The sequence below is a fragment of the Thermosipho globiformans genome (assembly GCF_003990895.1).
Lineage (GTDB): Bacteria > Thermotogota > Thermotogae > Thermotogales > Fervidobacteriaceae > Thermosipho > Thermosipho japonicus.
Genome location: NZ_BHXD01000001.1, coordinates 241,670 through 262,646 on the forward strand (window position 1 = coordinate 241,670; position 20,977 = coordinate 262,646).

Genomic DNA, 20,977 nt, shown 5'->3' on the forward strand with positions numbered 1-20,977 from the left:
TTTATGGGAAAAATAACAGAAGAAATGGTTTATAACAAGTTAAAAGAGGTAATTGATTTTGAGATTGGATTAGATGTAGTATCATTAGGATTAGTATATGAAGTAAAGGTCGATGAAAATGATAATGTGTATGTATTAATGACAATGACAACTCCTATGTGTCCACTTGCAGGTCTAATTTTGCAAGATGCAGAGACCAAACTTAGAGAAATTGAAGGAATAAATGATGTAAAAGTTGAACTTACCTTTGATCCACCATGGACTCCTGATAGAGTTGATCCAAGTGTAAGAGCTCAATTAGGGATATGAAGGTTTATGAAGCATTAAAAATTTGCAAAGATAGAGGGCTTCCTGAATTGGAAGCCTATCTTGTTATAAAAAAAATTACCGGTAAAACTAAAGAATATTTGGTCACTCATCCTGAATATCAGTTTTGTGAGAAAAATTTTTTTGATATTTTAAATAAAAGATTAGTGGGAATTCCATTAGCATATTTATTAAATGAAAAAAGCTTTTACAAACATAATTTTTATATAGAGGAAGGAGTTTTGATTCCAAGACCTGAAACAGAATTACTTGTTGAAAATGCATCGAAAATAATCAATAAAGAAAAGATAAAGAAAGTTGCCGAAATAGGTGTTGGAAGTGGTGCAGTAATCATTTCTATATTACTTGAAAGAAATTGTGTTGGTTTTGGGACGGATATCTCGAAAAAAGCTTTGGAAATAGCAAAAAAGAATGCAAAAAAGTTCAATGTACTCGATAGATTAGATTTAAGATTAGGTAAATTTTTAGAACCATTCAAAAATGAATATGATGAAATTGAGCTTATTGTATCAAATCCTCCTTATGTTAAAAATAATTCAGACCTTCAAAAGGAAGTTATGTTCGAACCCAAGGAAGCTTTATTTGGAGGAGAAGATGGTTTAGATTTTTATAGAGAATTTTTAAGCAGCTACGATTTACAAGGAAAGATTGTAATTATGGAAATAGGACATGATCAAGGTGATTTTTTTAGAGAAAAGGGATGGAATGTAATTAAGGATTATTCAGGAAACGATAGAATAGTAATAAAAGATTTTCGGAGGTGATTTAAATGAAAGTTGTTTTATTAAAGGATGTTGCAAAAATTGGTAAAAAAGGAGAAGTAAAGAATGTATCTGATGGATACGCTAGAAATTTTCTTATTCCAAAGGGTTTAGCGTTAGAAGCTACTCCTGCTGTTTTAAAACAACTTAAAGCACAAAAAATGAAAGAGGAAGAAGAAAAGAAAAAAATAAAGCAAGAAAGTGAAGAGCTGCTAAAGCTTTTACAACAACATTTGTACAAAATACCTGTAAAAACTGGTGGAAGTGGGAAATTATTTGGGGCACTTACAAATGCGGATATTGCTAAGGCAATTTCTGAAAAAACGGGAAAAGATATTGACAAAAAACATATTGTTTTGAATAAACCAATAAAAGAGCTTGGCTTATATGAAATAACAGTAAAGTTACCAGAGGGAGTTACTGGAAAAATTAAAGTAGAAGTAGTTCAGGAGGGTAAAAATTGAATATAATAGCATATTCAAAAGCCTTATATACAACTTGGATTTATTATTCACCTGAGCGAATATTATTTGATGCTGGTGAAGGAGTTGCAACTTTATTAAATAATAAAATATATGCTATTAAGCATATATTTTTAACTCATGGTCATGTTGATCATATTTCTGGATTATGGGCTTTAATTAATACTAGAAATAATGCAATGGGAGATAGAGAAAAGGAATTAAACATTTATTATCCAATAGGAAATAGGGGAATAGAAGAATATTTGAAATTTATTAAAAAGATGAATTCTGATTTAAGGTTTAATTTAAATGTATTTCCACTAAAAGATGGTCAAATTGTTTATTTAAGAGAAGGAAATCAGCCAAAGTACATTAAAGCATTTTCTGTAGTTCATACTTACAGTGAAAAAAGTTTTGGTTATCATTTATATGAGGTAAGAAAAAGATTAAAAAAAGAATTTCAAAGTTTGAGTCAAAAAGAAATTGCGGAACTTTCAAGAAAGCATGGAAGTGATTATGTTTCTGAAAAGTTTGAAAAGAAAATTTTAACAGTATCTGGTGATACTTATCTTTTAAAGAAAGAGGATGTTTTTGATACGGATATTTTATTTCATGAATGTACATTTTTTAGGAAGGAAGATAGAAAATATAAAAATCATGCGGTTCTTGAAGACATTATTGATTTAATTAAAGATACCAAAATTAAAACGTTAATTTTGTATCACATTTCTGGAAGATATGGAAAAAGACCTGAGCGTTTTCTAGAAGATTTTAAAGAAGAATTAAAAAACATCGATGTTCATATTGTAAAGCCTGATAAACTATTTAAATTATGAAGGTGAATTAGAATGAAAAGGTACCTATTTTTGAGTGATTTACACATAGGAAATGGAAGCGCAAAGGATGATTTTGAACACGACGAGCATTTTGAAAAGTTGATGTTAGATTTTTCCGATTTTTCAAATGTGGATTTATTTATAGTAGGAGATGGATTTGAACTGGTTGAAAGTAGTTCAAAGTTAGATTTTGATTTGCTTAATTATGAAGAATCTATTCAGAGCGTTAGTTCTGATATTATAGAAGAAATTGAGCTAAAACATCCAAAAGTTTTTTCGAGCTTAAGAAAATTTGCTAAAAACGGTAATAGAATTTTTTATATAATTGGAAATCATGATTATTATATTTATAAAAATAAGGGTTTGTTGGAAAAGCTTTTAGAGAAAATTCCAAATTTAACTATAAAGCCATATCACTATGACGAAACTTTAAAAATGTTAGTTATCCACGGTAATCAGTTTGATCCAGTAAATAAATTTGCTGTAGATAAAACAACTGGAAAAATACTTCCACCGCTTGGTGAATATATTGTCAGATATATGATAAAAAATTTTGATGAAAAGGTTTATGGTAAGGTACCAAGTGAAGTTTTAAGGGATTATGATAATGTACGTCCTACTCTTGATTTATTTGATTGGTTTGAGATAGTTTCTAAGAAGTATGACTTAGGAATTGATCTTTTGAGATTTTGGATGGAAGAATTTTTAGGAATGATGAAAAGCCTTGAAGCAAAGAAATGGATGAAAACCAATTATCCTTTTTGGAGTAATTTTTCAAAAGTATTTTTGAACAATTTTGGAGGTATAAAATTAGGAGAGATAATTGTAAGAGTAATAATGAATTTGAGAAAATTTAAAAGAACGGATTATTTGATAAAAAAGGCTAAAAAGGTATTAAAAGGCCAGATTAATTATGAAAAACATTTTATAGGGTATGACTATAGGAATGATATAGAAGAAGTCAATGGAGTTATTATGGGACACATTCACAAAAATACGTTTAATATCTTTAACGTATCAAATAAACCAAAGTATTATATCAATTGTGGCTCTTGGAAACCGGTTGTAGAGAAAATGCATGGCAAAAAATTTCAAAGAAGAAGTGAATTATTCTATGCCCTTTTGACAGTTAATGGTGATGTTGAAATTGTAACTTCGACTGTGAATGTTTTAAAAAAGCGGGAAGTGATATTTTGAAAATAGTTACTCCACATAGAACTCCTGATTTTGATGGTTTTGCGTCTGCATATGCATTTAAAAAAATAAATCCAGAATTTGAAATAGTAGTTAGTGGAAGATTTCAACAAAACCTTGAAGAATTTTTAAGATTATTTGAATTTAAATATTTAAGGGATGTGGAAATCAATGAAAATTTAAAAGAGCTTGTTCTTGTGGATACGGCAAGTTTAGATAGAATTGGAAGTAAGATTTTAGAAAAAGTAACTGATGATACTAAGATAGTTGCGTATGATCATCATCCAAAATTGAAGTTAATAGATGAAAAAATAGAAGTAAATAGCTTTGAAATTGGGGCAATAACGAGTTATTTTGTTTTAAAAATAAAAGAAAATGGTATAGATATTTCTCCAGAGGAAGCAACTCTATTCTTAATTGCAATATATGAGGATACTGGTAATTTTTTGTATGATACAACAACTGCTGAGGATCTTGAAGCAGCAAAATTTTTGCTAGAAAATGGTGCAAGACTTGATTGGGTTCAGGAATTTATAAGTTTTGAGTTAAATAGTGAACAAAAAGAATTACTGCATTTGTTAAGTGAAAATGTTGAAACTTTTAATGTATATGATTACAAAATTGCAATTGCTAAATCAGAGATTGAGAAATTTATCGGTGGATTGAATGTAATTACATATAAGCTTTGGGAATTTGAAGATTTAGAAACTTTAATAGTTGTAGTGAGAATGGGAAAAAAGGTCTTTTTGGTGGGAAGAACAAAGAACGATGATATTAGTATAAAGAAAATAATGCAATATTTTGGTGGCAATGGGCACGAAAAAGCTGGCTCTGCAGCTCTTCAAAATGTTTCTTTAGATGAGGTAATTTATAGATTAAAAAATGTTCTTCCAAAATTTATAAATTTTTCTAAGAAAGCAAAGGATATAATGACATCACCTGTTAGGACAGTTTTTTCTCATGAGAGCATTGGGAAAGTGTATGAGATGATGAATTTGACAGGACATGGAGGCTTCCCAATAATAGAAGGTAATAAATTAGTTGGTATTGTTACAAGAAAAGCAGTTGATAAGGCAATAAGGCATGGTTTTTCAGAACGTCCGGTAAAGTCTATAATGACTACTTCACTAGTTACTGTGTATGAAGATGATCCAGTTTTTAAGGTTAGAAAACTAATGCTTGAAAACGATGTTGGTAGGATACCTGTTTTGAATAAAAATAATATTTTGGTTGGAATAATTACTCGATCAGATTTACTAAACCTTGATGAAAAAGAGTTAAAAAAAGGAAAAGAATCAACACTAAAATTTGAAGATGTTAAACATTTGATGGTTGAAAGAATCCCCAGTCGGATACTAAATCTTTTAAGACTTATTGGAAGCTATGGTGAAGATAAAAAAATGCCCGTTTATGTGGTTGGAGGTTTTGTTAGGGATTTACTTTTAGGATTAGAAAATTATGATATAGATATTGTAGTTGAAGGAAACGGATTAGAATTTGCAAAATATGCAAGCAAGCAATTAGGAGCTAAGATGGTAGAACATGAAAAATTTTTGACAGCGTCACTATTTTTTAAAGATGGTTTTAGGATTGATATAGCAACTGCTAGAACAGAATATTATGAAAAGCCAGCTGATTTGCCGCAAGTAGATATTAGTACCATAAAGAAAGATTTATATCGTCGTGATTTTACTATTAATGCAATGGCTATAAAATTAAATACTAAAGAATTTGGATTACTTTATGATTTTTTCGATTCAAGAAAAGATTTAAAAGAAGGTTTAATAAGAGTATTGCACAAATTAAGCTTTGTTGAAGATCCAACAAGAATAATTAGAGCTGTAAGGTTTGAACAGAGATTTGGGTTTAAAATAGAAGAAGAAACATTAAGGATTTTACATGAAACACTCAATGGAGGTTTTCTTGAAAAAGTTAGTGGACAAAGGATAAGACAGGAATTAGAAAAAATTCTAGGAGAAAGAGAGCCATTAAATGCAATTAAGAGATTAGCACAGCTAAAGATTTTAAAACATATATTTCCTAAAACCTATTTTACAAGTGTTATGAAAAAAAAGTTAGAAAATTTGTTTAATAACCTTAGGATTATAAGAGAATTATATAAAAAGATTAATATTTTTTATTCATTACTGAGAATTTTGCTAGAATACTATGATATTGATACATTAAAACAGGTTATCAAAAAGTATGGTATTCCTAAAAAATTTATAGATGAGATAAAAGCAACAGAAACTAGATTACCTCCTCTTTTAAACATGATAAAATATAAAATAAGGTTTTCAGATATTTATAAAGTAATAGGTAAACCTTCAGCTGAGACAGCTGCTCATATAATGTCATATATTGACGAAGAGGATTCCAAAGAATATTTTGTAGAATATTTAAAAAGGGTTTTTTCAACAAAGCTTAGCATTTCAGGCAATTATTTAAAAGAAAAAATGAATGTGAAAAATTCTGTTGAAATTGGAAAAGTTATGAATGAGTTATATTGTAGAAAATTAGATAACCCGTCAATTAATGAAGAAGGAGAATTAAAAAAAATATTGGAGGATGAAACATGAAAAAAGTGTTAATTTTAGCCTTTTCCTTTATTTCGTATATTTTGTTTTCTTATACTATTGGTGTAGTAACTAGTTACAGTACAGAAACATATGATTTGCTTGTTGATGCAAGTAATCTTATAAATGAAGAGTATAGTGAATATAAGGATTATGTGAAATTTATTAATTCTTCATCAGATGTAACATGCGATTATTATGTAAATCTCTATTTAACTTATGATTCAACTAATAATTTATATAAGGCAACATACGAGGATTTTGATTATGTTGTCAGTAGTGTTTATTCTCCAAATGGTTATAAAAAATATAGTACTTTTTTAGAGGAAATAGTTTATTATCCTCTAGAAAAAATTTCAATAAATAAACTTAAAAAAAGAGATTTTGACAATTATTTAAGATTAACATTTTATCCAGGTGTTGATGAATATGGAGATTTTAAAGATGGAAAATTTCTTTATATAACTGATAGATTAGGCGGGAATAGAAATTTAGCATATATTGATATTCAAAATGAGAAAATTACACTGTTGCCTGTTTGGGGTAGTAGTGAGTACTATCCAAGGTTTTCATCGGATATGAAAATGGTACTATTTCAAGGTTCATTGCATGGAAACTGGAGTATCTATACCATGCCTTTTGGGGTTAATGATTATTCAAAAAAAATTAAAAAGATTTCTGACAGTAATTTACCATCGTATACTCCTGTGTGGTATGATAATGATAACGTTTTATATATACAAGATACTGAAAAAGGGAATGTAATGATAATGGCAAACATTTATAATGGTAAAAAGCAGATTTTAGGTGTTTATGGAGATATGGTTTTTACACCATTTGTTTATGATGGAGATATATATTATACATCTTTAAATGGTGCAAATTTTGGTATATATAAATATGTTGATGGAGAAAATTTAAAAGTGGAAGATAGTTTTTATAATGAGCACGATCCAGTTATCTATAAAAACAAATTAATTTTCACATCTAACAGGGATGGAATATATAGGATTTGGATGAAAGATTTGGATACATCTAGTGTTACATGTTTAACTAGTGATATTAATTATGATGTATTTTATCCTACAGTAAGTGATGGCCTTTTATTCTTTTCAGTTTATAAAGATGGAAAAGAGCCGGATATTTTTGTTAAAAAATTAGATTTCTAAAATCAACTTTTTAATATTTTTATCCCAATCTCTGAATTTGTCTTTTGATATGATTTTTCCTTTTTTTGCTTTAGCAAGTGAAATAATCAATTCATCTGCTGGTGAATGAAAGTATACGTTTGGTAAATTAAATATACTATCATTTTTAAAGATATATTTAGCATTTTTGTCAAAAACAATATAGAATGGAAAGTAAAAATCCTTGTTTTTTGAAAGAGACTCTAGAAGGCTATAAATGTTTTTTGTAGACGGTGGTCTAGACCAAAAAGCAATGTTATTGCCATCTAAAATTACAGGGCTTATTGGTTTTGAAAAAAGCGCTCTTTTTAAATATGGATGAATTGATATTTTTTCTCTAATTTTTTGTTTTGAAATAGGATCAAGTTCATATATAATTTCTCTGAGCCAATTAATTCTATCTAAATTGTAAAAAGTAATTGAATTTATTTCAGAAATAATATCATTTAAGAAAGTTTCTTTATTAAGACTTTCGATAACATATAATTCGAGAAAATCTGATACCTTATATTTTTTTAGTAGTTTATTTTTTTGTTCAAAATATTTTTTATCGTAATTTTCAGATGTATCTGGAAATGGAAACTTTTTAGGGTTAGCCCAAAATAATATTTCACCAATTTCGTTTGGCTCTATGTTTATTTCTTTAAACATTTTTAGTCTGGATATTATGCTTCCACTTCCATGTAATAGGTTTGAGGTATAAACGATAAAATAATTTATATTTGTTTTTTTTAATTTTTCTTTTAGTTTTTTATTTTCTAAATTATTAATTAATATTTTGTAGTTGTTTGAATTCATATGTTTAATACTTTTTAGAATATCAAAAATTACTTTTCTTTTTCCTTTTAAAGTTGTAAGTCTTGAGAAATATTCTGGATCATAAATCAATCTTCAATAACCTCCAATTTATATTTTTCCCCAATTTTAAAAACAACAATATCTTTCGAAATATCTTTTCCCTTACTTTTAACATGTAATATTAATTTTCTATCTGTGATTATTATATTATAGGCATATCCTATAGGAATATTTTTGTAATAACCGACAAATTTTATATCACTATTTTTATAATTGGCGATAATATTTTTCAATAATTTTAAAATTTTTTCTTTCTTTACAGAAGGTGTAGGAAGAAATGTTATAGTATATATAGGAGAAATATAATTTTTATTAATTTTGACTTTGAACTCACCAGTTTTATTGATTTTTATATTCTTTATCAATATTGGTGTTTTAGTACAATTGGGAATGTTAAATATTAAGGTTTGATTTTTGACTTTGGTAAAGTTTTTAAAGGATAGTTCGTTTAGCTTTAAATTTTTCCCAGAAAACGCGATATCTTTTATTTGAATAATATTTTTTTCTATCACTTCATTTTTTACATTCGCTTTGCTTTCAAATTCCAGGCTTAGGACATTTGTTCTTAATGTTTTATCTAAAGTTTTTGTACTCAAATTTATCGAGTTTTCGGAAGCATTTGCCGACAATTCAAGGTCAAGATTATTAACTTTTATAAATCCAAGTTCCATTTTTAATGTTTCTACAATATTTTTTATGATTCGCATACGTAATTCAGCGCCTTTTCAAGCCTTGAAAAAGGTTCGGTAATATCTATTTTTTCGGATATATCAATTAAGATGCTTTTAATATTTTCCTTTAATGGTATTATTTTAAAATATCTATTATTTATTTCCAATGATTCTTCAGCAGGAGTTTTAAGCTCAGCTAAAAAAACTACATTCTCGAGTGATAATAGTTCTTGACTGTCAACAAATATAATTTCTGGTTTATTTTCAATTTTTTCAATTAGTGTTTTACCAATTATCTCTGTACTAAGGTACTCTTCTAGCGAAGAACCATATATGATTTTTTGTATTGCTGTGGGGATAATTGGTTCTGTGTATTTAAATTCCACAGGAATCCCTTTATCATTGATTATTAATATTCCACCAATGTATTTATCTAGTATTTTTTTTACAGAAAGATAACCGATCAAATTCTCACATCCAGTATATGATTATTTTCAGTTTTGATGATATCCTCTTTTGTTTTATTTTTCTTTCCTTTTTTATTATAAAATTGATTGTTCTTACTTTCATTTTTTTCAGTAGAATTTTTGATTAAATTGCTTGATGTTTTTTCAACAACTTTTGGCGAACTTTGTTCTCTTTTTATTTTTTCTTTTAATTGATTTGCATTAATTTCTGATAAAACATTTGCATAATTTTGTAAATTACTAAAGTGAGCAGATTTTTCTACGCTTGCTCTTGTATAAATTGGATGTAATTCAATAGGGTCCATATTATTCCCCCCCTAAATATTTCTTTAACTTTGCTAATGTTTTAGCAAGTAATTGAGACACTCTGGATTCTGTGACATTTAAAACTTTTCCGATTTCTTTTAGTGAAAGTTCATGTTCAAATCTAAGGCTTAGTAGCAACTGCTCCTTATCGTCTAATTTTTTTATCGCCTCAATAAGTTGTTCTTTTAATAATTCGTTAATTGCATATGAATAAGGATTTTCATCTGAAGCAATTTTATCAATTAGCTCAGAATCATCAGAAATGTAGCTATCTAACATTAGAAGTTGTTTTCTAGTTAATTCATTGTAGGCACGCTTAACATTTTCAATAGGCAAATTAGTAATTTTAGCTATTTTTTCAAAATCTATATCATTACTGTCAGACTCCATATTTATAATTGCATCTTCAACTAATTTTATATCATGTCTTAAATTTTTTGGCATCCAGTCGATTTTTCTAAGATAGTCATACATTGCTCCTTTTACACGAGTAAGCAAATATGACCTTAATTTTGCTCCTTTTTTAGGGTCAAATTTTTCTATAGCTTGTAAAAACGCAACTAAACCTTCCTGTATCAAATCATCAACTTCCACGTTGTGAGGAAGATTTCTTTTCAAATCGTATGCAATTTTTTTTATATATGGTAGATATTCTCTTACTAATGCTTCTTTATTTATCAAATTTCAATTACCTCCACGTTTTCACCAGTTTTAACTTTCCTTACCATTAATTTTCCAGTTTCTATATCATATTCAATACTTCTTGCACGATTCCCGCCTGTGTCTTCGGAAACAATTCGAATTCCAAATTTTGAAAGCCATTTTTTGACAGCTTCCACATTTCTTTTCCCCACATCCATTGCTGATTTTTCAAACATAGAAGCCCCACCAGCGATTTTAGCTTCAAATGTAGTTGCGCCTAATTTTTTGAGTTCTTCAACAATTATTTTAATCCCGGTATCTGCATATTTTCCAGGTTTGTTAACTTCTTTCCCGTCGCTGTCAGGTAACATAACATGTACCATTGCACCTATCAATTTATTTTTGTCTCTTATACATACACCCACACATGATCCAAGGCCTAACGTTACAAGAATCGTATTTTTATCACCAATGGCATAATCTCCTATACCAATAATTTTCTTTGACTTGATCGGCATTAATTCCACATCCCCAATTTTTTAAGTATTTTTTCCAATGATTCCTCATTTGGGAGTAAAAGCAGGTATCCTGTTAATTCTTTGTCTATGCCTTCAATTTTTATTGAGGTTTCAATCAACAGAATGTAATCTTCAGTTGTTGATACAGATAAAGATACTTCGGCCAAAACTGCACTAATCATATCAACGGCAAGCTCAGGTGGATCTGGGTTTATAAAGAAACCTGTAAATCCTGAAAGTGCTGTAACATATGAACCACACATTATATTTCCAATTTCTTTAAGCATTGAAGAGGAAAACTCATCAAGACTAGTAATATCTTCTAAACTATTTCCAGTCAATATTTTAGTTATTTCTTTTACTGTTTTAGAGTTCAGGATTAAAAGGATTTCACCTTCAACATCTTCTCTCATTTTCATTTTTATTGCACAAACTATTTCTTCAGGATTTTCAAAAATAAAAGGAATTTGGGAAATAGGTACAACCTTTGTCGAAGGGACAGATATATCTACTTTTTTTCCAATCATGGTTGAAAGCGCGGTAGCAGCATTTCCAGAACCAATATTTCCTATTTCCTTTAAAAAATCAAGTTGAGAGTCGTTTAATTTTTCAAGCATTATAATCCCTCCTATTTTTTTGCCTTAATTTCTTTTTGAAAAACAAACCTTACCATTTTATTTTCAAGTTGCCTAGGAACGTCTATGAACTGGGCTCCATATTGATATCCTTCTTCTGTTTTTTGATCTACTCTTACAATTTTTGCTTTTTGATTTTCTATTTGTAATTCGTCATCAAGATTTAGAGTTACATATATTATATCTCCTTCATTTAAGATAGTATTTGTAACAAATTTAATTCCACCAGCACTAAAATCTTTTGTTAAAAATTGTATAGCTTCTGAATTTTCATCCAATGATTTTTTTAAAATTCCATATACATATAATGGGATTCTTTTGAATTTTCTTCTTTCTGTTTTTTTAACTTCATCAGGCGCAATCACAGGAAGCATGTAAAGATTATCTCTTTTTATAACTCCCAGGGAAACAGTTGTAAATGAAAACATAGAACTTTTATCAAATATTTTGACGTTCATTCTTACACCTTTTGGTATAGGAATCATCCTGCCTTTGTATGTAGGTATAGACAGGTAAATTAATCTTTTTGAAAGTTCCATATCGGCAATGGATGTTTTATAAGTACCTTCTAATTCTTTTACCATTGTAATTTCAACAACTCCAGGAAGGCCAATTTTTAATGCCTTTTCAACAGGAATATTTGTTACATATGATGCCATTTGTTGCACCCTTTCTAAATATTTAGTATGTTATTCCATAAGTTTAAGGATTCATTGGAGACTTTACATCCAATTCTATATATTTCTTCTTCATATATTCTCCACATAGGAATAATATTAATTTTTTTATCGTCGATTGTTATTTCATAACTTGATTTTAATTCCATTTCTTTTTCTGAAAAAATTTGCATTCCAGATTTTGAGACATCAATTATAAGTAATTTGTTATTAGAAAAAATAGCTCTTTTAAAATATGGATATCTTTTTTCTTTGCGCCTTTGAATTATTCCGACTTTTTCATGAGTTTTTAAAAAATATCTTTTTTCTTTAATATCAAATACTTCACCAACAATAAGTAATAGAGCCTCTTTTACTGGAATATTTAATTGCAAGGTTTTTCCAATATTGAACTGATCATTGCTTTCTATTTCAACAATTCCATTTTTTTGGATATTAATTAGTCTTACTTGATAATCATTTTTATTATGATCCTTTGCTAATAAATATATACCACTCAAGTTTTTATTTATAAATTCAATAATGGTCATTCATGATCACTCCTGAAAAAAGAGAGAATTTTGTCTAATATGTTTTCTTTGTAGGAAATATCTTTTTTTGTTAATATAGATGCAATTCTGTATAGGGCAAAAGTTGGTTGTATTTTAGGGTGATCAATGACAAAAGGTTTTCTATTAAAAACACTTTTTTCTACAAGATTATGTCTTTTGATAATTGTTAGTGATCCCATTTTTTCTCCTGTAAACTTTTCTAAAACCGATGAAAAACGTTTAAGATTTTCAAGAGATTCGTTATAATTTTCGATGTTATTTCCAACTAAGTGTATGTTAGAAGATGGGACACCTTTGTGTATTAAAATTTTAACAAAAGTATATGAGTTTACAAGAGAAGTAGGATGTGTAGTGGTGATTGTAATAGTGTGTGTAGCACTATTAAAAAACGGAGCGTAGTTGTTATTATAGCCAGGTGGAAGATCTATGAGTGTAAAATCGTAATCTTTTGCAATTTGTGCAAATTTTATGTAAAAGTTTTTAATATTTTCTGGATTAAAGTTGAAAATCGATTCAATGTCACTTCCTACACTTACAAGGTCTACACCATATTCTGTTGAACAGATTACATCTTCCCTTTCGCATTTATTTAGTAATAGATCATTTATAGAATATTGTGGGTGAACATTTAAAAGAACATCAGAATTTGTAAAACCAACGTCTAAATCAAATATTAATACCTTATACCCTAACTGTTTTAAAACAATAGCTAGGTTCACTGTAATTAATGTTTTCCCAACTCCGCCTTTTCCACTACCAATTAAAACCACATTTTCAAGATTAATCAAATTGCTTGCTTGATTTAACATAATTTAGCACCTCTCTGGACAAGATTATAGAGAGTTCTTTGTTGTTCGCTTCCATAATATCATCGGGAACTCTTTGACCATTTGTGACAAAGATTATTGGCCTATTTATATAATGACCTATATTTAAGAAATGTCCTAAAGAAGATGTTTCGTCCATTTTTGTTAAGATTACATGTGTTGGAGAAACTGCTGAAAATTTTTTGGTAATTAACTCTACGTCATTACTTCTATACTGCATTCCTACAACTAAAAAAATAAAGTCTGGGTTTATAATTTCTGACATTGCTTTAATTTCATTCATTTGTAGATCATTTTTTTGGCTTCTTCCTGCTGTATCTATGAAAACAAGGTCAAAATCAGACATTGCTTCAAGTTCAATTTTTGCTTCTTTTGGAGTATATGCTACTCTCATTGGAATATCCATCAGTGTTGCATAAGTTTTTAATTGTTCAGTTGCAGCTATTCTATATGTATCTAGAGTAAGTATTCCAACCTTTTTGTGGTTATTAATTGACATTTTTGCTGCAAGCTTTGCAAGTGTTGTAGTTTTTCCAACACCCGTTGGACCAACAAACATTACCTTTCCATTTAAATCTGGAACTTCAGTTTTTATAAATGGCAAAAAAACTTCAGATAGTACGAACCTACTATTTTCGTCATTGAAGTCTATACTTCCATATTTTATTTTTATATATTCAATAATTTTTTCGATGATTTCAAAATTAACATCATGAAATGACAAAGATTTTCTTAGATCTTTACTCCATTCGGGTTCATTGTCCGGCTTTTGGCTGGAAACCATCGTTTTTAGTTCATACATCATTTTTTTAATTTCGGATAGTTCAGAACTAGAAGTTGTAGTTTTAGAATTTTTTGATAATAGTTCTTGTAACTGATATATTTGTTTGTTTTCATTTTGTTTTTGCTTTTCTACTTCTTTTTCTTCAACAGCAGCAGTAACTTCCAAGAAAGTTTTAGCCCCTATACCTAAAAAACCACCTTTTTTAATTTTTCTTGTTCCTAAAATTACTGCATCTTTTCCAAGCTCAATTTTAATTTTCTCAAGTGCTTCTTTTATATCTTTTACAACATATTTTTTAACTATCATAATCTAACCACTCCTTCGATTTGCATGGAAACATTTTCTGGGATTTCATCATATGATATTACATAAACTCCAGGGATAAATTTTAAAAGTAAATCTGATATAAGTGGTCTTAATGAGGATGAGCAAATTAAAACAGGATTATATCCTTTTTTCATAATATTTTCTAGAGAGTTAGAAATTGACTCAATTAATTCTCTCATAATTTCTGGGTTTAGGTCAAGGTATCTTTCAGTGTCGCTTTCTCTTACAAGATTTACCAAATTTTTTTCAAGCTCATTATCAATAGCAATTGCATGTAAAATACCATCTGGTGATATTAAAGGTGTAATAATTTGTCTTTTCATAGCCTTTCTTACTTTTTCTGTCAAATAAATTACATCTTTTGTTTGTTCACCATATTCTAATAAAGTTTCAAATATTAAAGAAAGATTTCTTATAGGAATACCTTCTTTTAATAATCTCTGAAGAACTTTTTTTACATCAGATGGTTTTAATACATTAAACAGATCATCTACAAGCTTTTCAAATTTACTTCTTAAGCCTTCAACAAGTAGTTCAAATTCTCTTGTACCTAGTAGTTCATGAGCGTTTCTTTTTAGTACTTCTGTTAAGTGTGTAGCAAAAACTGTTGGAGGGTCAACGACGGTATACCCCAACCTACTAGCTTCTTCTTTTTTACTTTCATCAATCCAAAATGCTTGGAGTCCAAAAGCGGGCTCTTTTGTTTCGATTCCTGGTATTTTTTCAGTAACTGTTCCTGGATTGATTGCAAGTAATCTATTAGGCATTAATTCATATTTTGCAACTTGTGCTCCTCTGATAAATATAGCATATTCGTTTGATTTTAATAAGACACTGTCACGTACCCTTATTGGCGATATTACTAATCCTAATTCATATGCAATTTGTTTTCTTACCATTGTTACCCTTTCTAATAAATCTCCGCCTTGAGATGTATCAGCAAGAGGTATAAGACCATATCCAATCTCAACTTCTACAGTATCAGTTTGCAAAATTTCTGATACTTCCTGTGGAGTAGTTAAAATAGGTCCACTTGGTGCTTGAGCTGTTGGAATTTCAGCACTACCACCAACGCTTTCAAGTTGAGGTTCTGTTGTGCTTTTAATTAAGAAACCGGTGATCATAAATAATGTTCCTAAAATTGCAGCAGAAAAAGGAATAGGAGTAAAGATTCCAAGGAATATAAGGATAAATCCAGTTAGGATTATTACCTTTTTTTCGCCGCTTAATTCTCTTACTAATTCATTTCCAAGATTATCTTCTGAAGCTGCCCTTGATACTAATATACCAGTTGCAGTAGAAACCATTAAAGCAGGAATTTGGGTTACAAGTCCATCACCTACTGTAAATAGAGTAAATGTTTGAGCAGCTTCAGATACAGTCATTTTGTGGGTCAATATTCCTATAATTAAGCCACCAATTATATTTACAAGAACTATTATTATACTAGCTATTGCGTCACCTCTTACAAATTTTGAAGCACCGTCCATTGCTCCATAAAAATCAGCTTCTCTTCTTATTTCTTCACGTCTTTTTCTTGCTTCATCTTCTGTAATTAAACCTGCGTTTAAATCTGCATCAACACTCATTTGCTTTCCAGGCATTGCATCAAGTGTAAACCTTGCTGCAACTTCTGCAATTCTTTCTGAACCTCTAGTAATTACTATAAATTGAATTATGACAAGTATTAAAAATACTACAAGACCAACGACATAATTACCACCAACGACAAAGTCACCAAAAGCTCTGATAACTTTACCAGAAAATTTTGGGCCTTGAAGTAATATTAATCTTGTAGAAGCTACATTTAATCCAAGCCTGAACAATGTTATAACTAACAATATTGTAGGGAATGAAGAAAGTTCGAGTGCTTTTCTAATATACATTGTTGAAAAAAGGATTATTAGTGAAAGAGAAAGATTTAAAAGTTGAAAAAAGTCTAATAAAAAACCAGGGATTGGAAGAATCATTAATAAAACAATAGCAGCAATCATTATTGCTACAATTATATCAGTGCCTTTTGCCATTTAATCACCTCTGAAAAAATATGTCATATTTATTTTACCATAAATTCTATAAATATGATAAAGAGATATTTTTTATATTAACAACATATTTTTTTACTTGTCAGAGAAAAGTTACAAAATTTCTGCTTGACAATGGAAATGTTTTTTGATATGATAATTATCGGTTGCTCGCGAAATTGAAAAGAAAATAAACAGGAAATCTTGAAGTGATAAGCCCCCATCGTCTAGCGGTCTAGGACACTGGCCTTTCAAGCCAGAGGCACGGGTTCGAATCCCGTTGGGGGCGCCAGAAAATAAAAGGGTGCGTAGCTCAGAGGGAGAGCGCCTGCCTTACAAGCAGGAGGTCGTAGGTTCAAGTCCTGCCGCACCCACCATAAATTCATAGAGGTGGCGAGGTAGCTCAGTTGGTAGAGCAGTGGACTGAAAATCCACGTGTCGACGGTTCGATTCCGTCCCTCGCCACCAGTTTTATTTGTTTTTCAGAGATTGATTAAAAATTAATTTTTTTAAGTCAGAAAGCCCCGACTATGGGGCTTTTGTTTTGTTTGTCTATAAATAGATTTTTTGAAATACAAATTTTACCATATTCCTTTAAGAATTTTTTGCCTTTGTTCTTCAGGAAATTTTTCAATGGCATATCTTAGCATTGTTCTTGGCATTTTTTTATAGTATTTTTTTAAAAATTCTTCTTCAAGTTTTTTATCTCTCTTTCCTATTTCACGTAGCATCCATCCGACAGCTTTATGGATTAAGTCATGTTTATGATTTAATACACCCTGGCCAATGTAAAAATTATTTTTCAATCAATCTAATCATTTTTGGATGAGCAGAGAGTGCGTCTATTAACATTGTTAACTGCTGACCTAGTAACATATATGTAATCTCTGCCTTTAGCGTCCTTTCATTCATTCCTCTCATCTTTATCCTCTGCTTCAGCCTTTCTATATACCATTCTATTTCCCATCTTTTGCTATATATCAACCTATTTATTTCTCTTTCCATAAATTCTTTCCCTTTTCTTCCCCTAGGTCTTACATATAATTTCATCTTTTCTTTCATTTTTTCAATAAACTCCCATTGCCAGTACCCTCTATCTGCTAACAATATCGAACCTTCTATTTCTTCTAACATAACTTCTGCATGTTCTACTTCTCTATTATTTCCTATTTCAAAATCTAATAACACTTTTGCATTTGCTTCATATAATAGATGAAGTCTCTTTTTCTTTCCTCTAATTTCACTACTGTCAATAACTAGCAGTGTACTAAAAAGTCTTTTTAGTTTCTTACTCACTTTCTTTTTTGATAATCTTTTCAATCTATAGTGTATTGTTTGCCTAGAAGGTAGGTTATTTATTTTTATTCTTCCATCTAAAAGATAAGCATATAGTCTTCTCATAGATTGAATATTAGTTAAATACATAAGAGATAAAATTAAAACAAAAATATGATCAGGATACTTTCTTAGATACATACTTTTAGATTTGTCAAAGACAAGATTAGATATTTTATTGAGTAATTTTTGTGGTAAAATAATATTGAAGTGAATATTTTTCAGGGGCTACACCTCCTTGATAAAGATTATTTTTAGTACAAAAATAATTTTAGCAGGTGTAGCCCTTTTTTTATATTCTAATTTAACCTATTTTTTACATTGGCCAGGGTCATTAATCATAAGTAATTTGTTCAGAAATGATATTTTGGCGTAATAAATAATTCAAACTTTGTCATATTTAGAACCTAATTGATAACTGATTTAGGAAATTTATATTTTGGAGATAAATTTAAAAAGCCCCATTCTAGAACATATAGGAATGGGGCCTAATAAGTTGAGCTTTATTATTAAATTTTAATTTTAAAAACTACTTACGCTACTTATAAATATGCTCTTAAACCACTCATCACTTTCCCATTTATATTGAATTCCGGCAACGAAGTTATTTCCAATTAATGGGTAAGAAAGTCTTAAAATTGCTTCTGTATTTTCATCTAACAATTTTCCACCTTCAAATGGTGAATCATCAAAATATGTACCGTCAATGATAAGTCCTGAGAAGTTACCTAGTTCTGGAAGAATAACTCTTACATTTCCTTCGGCAACTGGTGTACTGTTTTTTAGTAATCCATAAACATAAAATTCTCCAGTTATATAAGGTTCAAAATCAATATCTGCACCTGCAAAATATCCTAAAGCGCTGTCTGTTGATGACATGCTTGGTAAATTGCTATTAAATTTAAGCAATGAATATTTTTTATTAAACAAAAACGGAATATAACCATCCATCGTGTAGTATATTCCACCCATTGGATTTATTAATCCTAAATCTGCAAATACTCCAGCAAAGAGTCCTTTTGAAATTTTTTGAAAACTTTCATCTGATTGAGCAGCAATTTCCCCGCCTATTTTAATGGAATTTAAAATAGGAATGTAAGTAGCAATTCCTCCACCGTATTTTACTGGTGTTGAAGAATCTTCAGTATAACTTACAGTTGCATCAACATCTGTAATCAGGTAAGATTCAATTTTTAATATGGGACTTAAGTTGTAGCCTAAACTTGCCATATATATACTATCTGATCTTGAAAATTCAAATGGAATGTATTTTGATATTTCATATGGCAAATGTGTATATAATGAAAGATCAGAAAATTTCAATGTTATGTCAAATGCTCTGGTATTAGGATTAACATACTTTCTTACATTGAAACCCATAGCTAAAGTAACAGGTTTTACTTTCCCGTACCTAAATTCAAATAAATCAGTATTTAATGCAAAGGTATTTATGACAAATGCATTCAAAATGTTTGTACTTGGTGTGGAGCTAGGAATACCATAATACATTTCTCCATAAACAACATCAGTAGAGTAACTGGTAAAGCCTATTCCAATAGTTACTGGTCCAATTGAAAATTCTGGTGAAAGCTCATAAACAAAAAACTTTTCATTGTTTCTTTCAATAGTTCCAATGTTAATGTATGTTTGTGAAATAGCAATCAATGATAAAACTAAAACAAATATAACTAATAATTTTTTGATTTTCATAAATTCACCTCCCGTAATAATTATACCATACTTTTTATGATATAATTTTTATGTTCTAGGGGGGATTAAATGTTTGATTTTCAAGAAATGATAACTTCTGAATTATTTAAATCTTTAATAAAGGTTTTTACTAAACTTGAAGATTATGAAATAGCTATTGAAAATAATAAATTAGTTATTTCATCTTCATGTATTCCTGTAAATATTTTAAAGTCCAACGGCAAAGTAATCATTCTTGACAGCGAAGGGGAAAAAATTGATATTAATAAATCTCCGGCTGTTATTGAGTTAGGAAAAATTATTTTTAATGATTTAGATGAAAAATTTCTTGAAAGGCTCAAATATTTTATTAAAGACCTTTCAAATGAAAAAGTTATTGAATCGAACTTTGAAGGTGAAGTAATCGAGAAAAATGAAAAATCAAAAATTTATGTAAAGGGGATTTTAGTTGCAGAGGAAGATAACTTACTGTATAGTTATAATATAAAAAATCCAACAAAAAATATGATAAAGAAATTAGAGAATCTAGACTTACCATTTAAAAAAACTGCGTTTGTCTACAAGCTAAAAAATATACTTTTACTTTGTGAAAATACTGAAATTGCTATGAAACTTGCAAACGAGATTATTAATTCTACAAATATACATGATGAAATAAAATGGAAAGATGTTCAAATTCATGCCCTAAAATTATTAAATGCTTTAAATAACTATTTATTTATTACTAAAAAAGAAATAGTTCAGTATAATCATTTACTAGAAAATGCAAGAAATTCTGGGTATAAAATTATAGAAATTCCCGAAGAAATAAAAGAAGAACTTTTAAATGAAAGAGATATTCTTGGAAATAGAATCAATACTATACAAAATTATTTTGAAAAATATTCTAAAAATTTTGTTTTTGAAATAATAGATGAGAAAAAACTTTCTGAAAAAGAAAAAGAAAATTTTCAAAGCTTAAAGAAATTTCTTTCTACAATAGATAAAGATATAAATGTTTTAATATCAACTAACATGCTGGAAAGGATTGATTCAAAAAGTTTTTATTATATTAAAGATAATGTTATCTATCTAAAGAGAGATGTATTAAACAGCTTTGATTTTACATTAAAAGTAGTGATAGAAGCTATCAGTAAAATTCTGTATCCATCTTACTCTACTAAAGATGCTATACTAAATTTATTTGTAAAACATTTGGTGGAAACACCATTAAAAGAAACGCATATTTCAAAAGTTGAATCAAAAAATTCTTTTTTTAGCAATTTTATAAATAAACTAAGGAGAAAAAGTGGTGATTAAA

General features: G+C 28.9%; 23 protein-coding genes and 3 tRNA genes. 11 read left to right on the forward strand and 15 right to left on the reverse strand.

All coding sequences use genetic code 11. The features are described from left to right. Positions 1-3: 3 nt before the first annotated feature. Genes EO083_RS01395 through EO083_RS01425 form a run of 7 tightly spaced genes read left to right on the forward strand, consistent with a single transcriptional unit; the run spans position 4 to position 7,327 of the window. Entirely contained in the window at positions 4-309 is a 306-nt protein-coding gene (locus EO083_RS01395; protein WP_126992433.1) for a metal-sulfur cluster assembly factor, read from the forward strand. Beyond that, positions 306-1,091, forward strand: coding sequence for a peptide chain release factor N(5)-glutamine methyltransferase (prmC, locus tag EO083_RS01400; RefSeq protein WP_126992434.1), 786 nt, complete (start codon positions 306-308; stop codon positions 1,089-1,091). Before EO083_RS01395 ends, prmC begins: the two co-directional genes overlap by 4 nt. Positions 1,092-1,096: 5 nt before the next feature. Continuing rightward, the gene (rplI, locus tag EO083_RS01405) at positions 1,097-1,552 is read left to right on the forward strand and encodes a 50S ribosomal protein L9 (RefSeq protein WP_126992435.1); all 456 of its coding nucleotides are present in this window, start codon (positions 1,097-1,099) and stop codon (positions 1,550-1,552) included. After that, positions 1,549-2,388 carry an MBL fold metallo-hydrolase gene (locus EO083_RS01410; protein WP_126992436.1) on the forward strand — a complete coding sequence of 280 codons (840 nt, stop codon included), beginning with the start codon at positions 1,549-1,551 and terminating at the stop codon, positions 2,386-2,388. The genes rplI and EO083_RS01410 overlap by 4 nt, the downstream gene beginning before the upstream one ends. Positions 2,389-2,400: 12 nt before the next feature. After that, positions 2,401-3,585 (forward strand): metallophosphoesterase, encoded by a 1,185-nt coding sequence (locus tag EO083_RS01415; protein ID WP_126992437.1) that lies wholly within the window; start codon positions 2,401-2,403, stop codon positions 3,583-3,585. Beyond that, entirely contained in the window at positions 3,582-6,161 is a 2,580-nt protein-coding gene (locus EO083_RS01420; protein WP_126992438.1) for a CBS domain-containing protein, read from the forward strand. The genes EO083_RS01415 and EO083_RS01420 overlap by 4 nt, the downstream gene beginning before the upstream one ends. Beyond that, positions 6,158-7,327 carry a TolB family protein gene (locus EO083_RS01425; RefSeq protein ID WP_126992439.1) on the forward strand — a complete coding sequence of 390 codons (1,170 nt, stop codon included), beginning with the start codon at positions 6,158-6,160 and terminating at the stop codon, positions 7,325-7,327. The genes EO083_RS01420 and EO083_RS01425 overlap by 4 nt, the downstream gene beginning before the upstream one ends. On the opposite strand, the gene EO083_RS01430 is transcribed toward EO083_RS01425, so the two are convergent. The 12 genes from EO083_RS01430 to flhA are packed head-to-tail and all read right to left on the reverse strand — an operon-like array spanning position 7,316 to position 16,635. Then, the gene (locus tag EO083_RS01430; RefSeq protein ID WP_126992440.1) at positions 7,316-8,233 is read right to left on the reverse strand and encodes a hypothetical protein; all 918 of its coding nucleotides are present in this window, start codon (positions 8,231-8,233) and stop codon (positions 7,316-7,318) included. The two genes, EO083_RS01425 and EO083_RS01430, sit on opposite strands and share 12 nt — an antisense overlap. Beyond that, a complete protein-coding gene (locus tag EO083_RS01435) occupies positions 8,230-8,910 on the reverse strand; it encodes a hypothetical protein (protein WP_126992441.1) in 681 nt (226 codons plus the stop codon). Before EO083_RS01435 ends, EO083_RS01430 begins: the two co-directional genes overlap by 4 nt. Beyond that, positions 8,898-9,341, reverse strand: coding sequence for a hypothetical protein (locus tag EO083_RS01440; protein ID WP_126992442.1), 444 nt, complete (start codon positions 9,339-9,341; stop codon positions 8,898-8,900). The genes EO083_RS01435 and EO083_RS01440 overlap by 13 nt, the downstream gene beginning before the upstream one ends. Further along, positions 9,338-9,646, reverse strand: coding sequence for a hypothetical protein (locus tag EO083_RS01445; RefSeq protein WP_126992443.1), 309 nt, complete (start codon positions 9,644-9,646; stop codon positions 9,338-9,340). Before EO083_RS01445 ends, EO083_RS01440 begins: the two co-directional genes overlap by 4 nt. Position 9,647: 1 nt before the next feature. After that, positions 9,648-10,328 (reverse strand): sigma-70 family RNA polymerase sigma factor, encoded by a 681-nt coding sequence (locus EO083_RS01450; protein WP_126992444.1) that lies wholly within the window; start codon positions 10,326-10,328, stop codon positions 9,648-9,650. After that, complete coding sequence (cheD, locus tag EO083_RS01455; protein WP_126992445.1) at positions 10,325-10,807, reverse strand: chemoreceptor glutamine deamidase/glutamate methylesterase CheD; 483 nt, start codon at positions 10,805-10,807, stop codon at positions 10,325-10,327. Before cheD ends, EO083_RS01450 begins: the two co-directional genes overlap by 4 nt. After that, positions 10,807-11,424: a CheY-P phosphatase CheC gene (gene cheC, locus EO083_RS01460; protein ID WP_126992446.1), complete on the reverse strand. Its 618-nt coding sequence runs from the start codon at positions 11,422-11,424 to the stop codon at positions 10,807-10,809. The genes cheD and cheC overlap by 1 nt, the downstream gene beginning before the upstream one ends. An 11-nt stretch (positions 11,425-11,435) precedes the next feature. After that, a complete protein-coding gene (locus EO083_RS01465) occupies positions 11,436-12,101 on the reverse strand; it encodes a flagellar brake protein (protein ID WP_126992447.1) in 666 nt (221 codons plus the stop codon). A gap of 14 nt (positions 12,102-12,115) precedes the next feature. Beyond that, positions 12,116-12,649: a PilZ domain-containing protein gene (locus EO083_RS01470; RefSeq protein WP_126992448.1), complete on the reverse strand. Its 534-nt coding sequence runs from the start codon at positions 12,647-12,649 to the stop codon at positions 12,116-12,118. After that, the gene (locus tag EO083_RS01475) at positions 12,646-13,479 is read right to left on the reverse strand and encodes a P-loop NTPase (protein ID WP_126992449.1); all 834 of its coding nucleotides are present in this window, start codon (positions 13,477-13,479) and stop codon (positions 12,646-12,648) included. The genes EO083_RS01470 and EO083_RS01475 overlap by 4 nt, the downstream gene beginning before the upstream one ends. After that, positions 13,451-14,587: a flagellar biosynthesis GTPase FlhF gene (gene flhF, locus EO083_RS01480; RefSeq protein WP_126992450.1), complete on the reverse strand. Its 1,137-nt coding sequence runs from the start codon at positions 14,585-14,587 to the stop codon at positions 13,451-13,453. Before flhF ends, EO083_RS01475 begins: the two co-directional genes overlap by 29 nt. Continuing rightward, positions 14,584-16,635, reverse strand: a complete 2,052-nt coding sequence (gene flhA, locus EO083_RS01485; protein WP_126992451.1) for a flagellar biosynthesis protein FlhA — start codon at positions 16,633-16,635, stop codon at positions 14,584-14,586. The genes flhF and flhA overlap by 4 nt, the downstream gene beginning before the upstream one ends. A gap of 213 nt (positions 16,636-16,848) precedes the next feature. On the opposite strand from flhA, the gene EO083_RS01490 reads away from it, so the two are divergent. From EO083_RS01490 to EO083_RS01500, 3 genes are all read left to right on the forward strand, one after another. Next, a tRNA-Glu gene (locus tag EO083_RS01490) sits at positions 16,849-16,924 on the forward strand. Between the two features lie 10 nt (positions 16,925-16,934). Further along, positions 16,935-17,009, forward strand: a tRNA-Val gene (locus tag EO083_RS01495). Positions 17,010-17,024: 15 nt separating this feature from the next. After that, positions 17,025-17,100, forward strand: a tRNA-Phe gene (locus EO083_RS01500). A 113-nt stretch (positions 17,101-17,213) separates the two neighbouring features. Here the strand turns inward: EO083_RS01500 and EO083_RS01505 are convergent. The 3 genes from EO083_RS01505 to EO083_RS01515 all read right to left on the reverse strand — a co-directional run bounded on the left by EO083_RS01505 (position 17,214) and on the right by EO083_RS01515 (position 19,677). Further along, a complete protein-coding gene (locus tag EO083_RS01505; RefSeq protein WP_241229920.1) occupies positions 17,214-17,438 on the reverse strand; it encodes a DNA alkylation repair protein in 225 nt (74 codons plus the stop codon). Next, positions 17,428-18,108, reverse strand: a complete 681-nt coding sequence (locus EO083_RS01510) for a transposase (RefSeq protein ID WP_241229921.1) — start codon at positions 18,106-18,108, stop codon at positions 17,428-17,430. The genes EO083_RS01505 and EO083_RS01510 overlap by 11 nt, the downstream gene beginning before the upstream one ends. A gap of 381 nt (positions 18,109-18,489) precedes the next feature. After that, entirely contained in the window at positions 18,490-19,677 is a 1,188-nt protein-coding gene (locus EO083_RS01515; RefSeq protein WP_126992452.1) for a hypothetical protein, read from the reverse strand. Between the two features lie 69 nt (positions 19,678-19,746). Between EO083_RS01515 and EO083_RS01520 the strand changes: the two genes are divergently transcribed. Then, positions 19,747-20,976: a hypothetical protein gene (locus EO083_RS01520; RefSeq protein WP_126992453.1), complete on the forward strand. Its 1,230-nt coding sequence runs from the start codon at positions 19,747-19,749 to the stop codon at positions 20,974-20,976. Position 20,977 lies beyond the last annotated feature (1 nt).